The sequence below is a fragment of the Cedecea sp. genome, assembly GCF_036500665.1.
Taxonomy (GTDB): Bacteria; Pseudomonadota; Gammaproteobacteria; order Enterobacterales; family Enterobacteriaceae; genus Cedecea.
Genome location: NZ_DASYBS010000148.1, coordinates 1 through 3,064, shown reverse-complemented (window position 1 = coordinate 3,064; position 3,064 = coordinate 1). Strand labels below are relative to the sequence as shown.

Here is a 3,064-nt window from a genome sequence, read left to right as displayed (position 1 = left end):
ATCAAAATGGTTGTTACCCTGATCCACCCAATCGCGATGGATGACGGCCTGCGTTTCGCAATCCGTGAAGGCGGCCGTACCGTTGGCGCGGGCGTTGTTGCTAAAGTTATCGCTTAATCGCTGATAACATTTGACGCAATGTACGTGAAAAGGGCATCTTCGGATGCCCTTTTTTATGCCTCAAATACCCCTTTGAATATCCGTTCGCGTTCTGTTTTGCATTTAGTCACTCTTCTTCGCATTCTGCTACACGGCACCCCTTGTAAAGCCAATCATTCTCATTTACACTTTGCGCAGTTTTTGAGCGGGAGTGACCATGTACGTTTGCTTGTGTAACGGCGTAAGCGATAAGACAATTCGCCAGGCGGTGCGGCAGCACCATCCACAGTCTTTTCAGCAGCTTAGGAAGTTTATCCCGGTCGGGAATCAGTGCGGTAAGTGCGTTCGTCAGGCCCGCGAGATTATGCAAGATGAACTGATGCAGATCCCGGAATTTAAAGAGATCGCTTAAAACACACCCATTTTTTTGACTTACTCCTTGCGGCATCTACGCTTCAATAAGTGGAAGCGGAGGATGTCAAAATGAAAGGTGATGTTAAGATAATAAATTATCTCAATAAATTATTGGGAAACGAGCTTGTCGCGATTAACCAGTATTTTCTTCATGCCCGCATGTTTAAAAACTGGGGATTAAAGCGTCTTAATGACGTCGAGTATCACGAGTCTATCGATGAAATGAAACACGCCGATAAATACATCGAGCGTATCCTTTTCCTCGAAGGGCTGCCTAATCTGCAGGACCTTGGCAAGCTCGGAATTGGCGAAGACGTAGAGGAGATGTTGCGTTCCGATCTCAGGCTTGAGCTTGAAGGAGCAAAAGATCTGCGTGAAGCGATAGCGTATGCCGATACTATTCATGATTACGTTAGCCGCGATATGATGATTGAAATCCTTGCCGATGAAGAAGGCCATATCGACTGGCTGGAAACGGAGCTGGATTTAATCCAAAAACTGGGTATCCAGAACTATCTTCAGGCGCAGATACGCGACGAATAACCCCTGTGCTGCTGAGACAGAGGGGAATACTCTCTGTCTTCCTCCATTTCGTCACCCAAAAATCTGCCAGACAAAATTCCCCCATCCCGCGATTGCAAGCCAGGGCCCAAACGGTATTTGCATCACCCTACTGCGTTTGACCAGATAAAGTAATCCGGCAAAAATCATTCCCTGCAGGGAGGCCGCTATGATGACAGCCGGTAGATTTTGCCAGAAATTCCAGGCCCCGATTGCTGCTAACAGTTTAAAGTCACCGTAGCCTAATCCATGCTTGCCGGTGAGGAGCCTGTATATCTGGAAAATTACCCATAGGAAGCCATAGCCCGCTATCGCACCGTACACTGCATGGATAACGTTGTGAGGATTGACCAGACAATGAAAAAGTAGCCCGCACCAGAGTAAGGGGAGGGTGAGTTTATCGGGGAGCAGCAGAGTCTGGAAATCGATAATGCTAAGCGTCAGCGCAAAGCAGAAGTAGAGCGTGATAGCTGCTGGCAGTAGCCAGGCAAATTGTGCATCGGTTGGCATCTCCTCCTCCGTTCCTCAAGGTTAAGGTGAATGGATGCTACCCCGGTGTGGCGAACGCACCAATAAACGTCTCAATACAAAACCCGACTCTGCGTAGCGTCTTCCAAAGATGCCAGAATAGGGGGAGACGGGCCTTTTGCTAACTAAATAGAGTGTGTCGATGAAATTTCGACCCGTGCTGCTTGCAAGCTGGCTTGAAACCCGTATAATGCGCGGGCTGTCTTAATAGACAGCTGGTTCAATATGAACCCTGATGGCAGTCAGTAGAAGAAATTCAGTTGCTATCAAACAATGTCCCCAATTGGGGGACTATGTATGAACGATTACACTCCCCCATCAATCGTAATGGGTGCGAGTAGTAATTTTTTTCGTCTATAAAATAATTGGAGCTCTGGTCTCATGCAGAACCAAAGAATCCGTATCCGCCTTAAAGCGTTTGATCATCGTCTGATCGATCAATCAACTGCGGAAATCGTCGAGACTGCTAAGCGCACTGGTGCGCAAGTCCGTGGTCCGATCCCGCTGCCGACCCGCAAAGAGCGCTTTACCGTTCTGATCTCCCCGCACGTCAACAAAGACGCGCGCGATCAGTACGAGATCCGCACTCACAAGCGTCTGGTTGACATCGTTGAGCCAACTGAGAAAACCGTTGATGCTCTGATGCGTCTGGATCTGGCTGCCGGTGTAGACGTGCAGATCAGCCTGGGTTAATCAGGTCATTGACGATTGAGAGGTTGAAACAATGATTGGTTTAGTCGGTAAAAAAGTGGGTATGACCCGTATCTTCACTGAAGACGGCGTTTCTATCCCAGTAACCGTAATCGAAGTAGAAGCAAACCGTGTTACTCAGGTTAAAGACCTGGCTAACGACGGCTACCGTGCTGTTCAGGTGACCACTGGTGCTAAAAAAGCTAACCGTGTAACCAAGCCGGAAGCTGGTCACTTCGCTAAAGCTGGCGTTGAAGCTGGCCGTGGTCTGTGGGAGTTCCGTCTTGCTGAAGGCGAAGAGTTCACCGTAGGTCAGGACATTAGCGTTGAGCTGTTTGCTGAAGTTAAAAAAGTTGACGTAACCGGTACCTCTAAAGGTAAAGGTTTCGCAGGTACCGTTAAGCGCTGGAACTTCCGTACCCAGGACGCTACCCACGGTAACTCCTTGTCTCACCGCGTTCCGGGTTCTATCGGTCAGAACCAGACTCCGGGCAAAGTGTTCAAAGGCAAGAAAATGGCAGGCCAGCTGGGTAACGAACGTGTAACCGTTCAGAGCCTGGACGTAGTACGTGTTGACGCTGAGCGCAACCTGCTGCTGGTGAAAGGTGCGGTCCCGGGTGCAACCGGTAGCGACCTGATCGTTAAACCAGCTGTGAAGGCGTAAGGGGATAGCAATGGAATTAGTATTGAAAGACGCGCAAAGCGCGCTGACTGTTTCCGAAACTACCTTCGGTCGTGACTTCAACGAAGCGCTGGTACACCAGGTTGTTGT

The 3,064-nt window shown here is 49.2% G+C and carries 6 protein-coding genes and 1 pseudogene; 6 read left to right on the top strand and 1 reads right to left on the bottom strand.

Going from position 1 to position 3,064, the window contains the following annotated elements; translation table 11 throughout:
- The 3 genes from VGM55_RS23790 to bfr form a co-directional block, all read left to right on the top strand.
- On the top strand, positions 1-117 hold a 117-nt coding region (locus VGM55_RS23790; protein ID WP_076995039.1), incomplete at its 5' end, for an elongation factor Tu.
- A gap of 199 nt (positions 118-316) precedes the next feature.
- Positions 317-511, top strand: coding sequence for a bacterioferritin-associated ferredoxin (gene bfd, locus VGM55_RS23785; protein ID WP_008457135.1), 195 nt, complete (start codon positions 317-319; stop codon positions 509-511).
- Positions 512-582: 71 nt separating this feature from the next.
- Complete coding sequence (gene bfr, locus VGM55_RS23780) at positions 583-1,056, top strand: bacterioferritin (protein ID WP_154189523.1); 474 nt, start codon at positions 583-585, stop codon at positions 1,054-1,056.
- Between the two features lie 51 nt (positions 1,057-1,107).
- On the opposite strand, the gene VGM55_RS23775 is transcribed toward bfr, so the two are convergent.
- Positions 1,108-1,584, bottom strand: coding sequence for a prepilin peptidase (locus VGM55_RS23775; protein ID WP_154189524.1), 477 nt, complete (start codon positions 1,582-1,584; stop codon positions 1,108-1,110).
- Between the two features lie 399 nt (positions 1,585-1,983).
- On the opposite strand from VGM55_RS23775, the gene rpsJ reads away from it, so the two are divergent.
- From rpsJ to VGM55_RS23760, 3 genes and pseudogenes are all read left to right on the top strand, one after another.
- On the top strand, positions 1,984-2,295 hold the full coding sequence (gene rpsJ, locus VGM55_RS23770) for a 30S ribosomal protein S10 (RefSeq protein WP_001181005.1): 312 nt from the start codon (positions 1,984-1,986) through the stop codon (positions 2,293-2,295).
- A gap of 31 nt (positions 2,296-2,326) precedes the next feature.
- Positions 2,327-2,956: a 50S ribosomal protein L3 gene (rplC, locus tag VGM55_RS23765; protein ID WP_016538466.1), complete on the top strand. Its 630-nt coding sequence runs from the start codon at positions 2,327-2,329 to the stop codon at positions 2,954-2,956.
- A 10-nt stretch (positions 2,957-2,966) separates the two neighbouring features.
- A pseudogene (locus VGM55_RS23760) lies at positions 2,967-3,064 on the top strand (50S ribosomal protein L4); the annotation flags it as partial.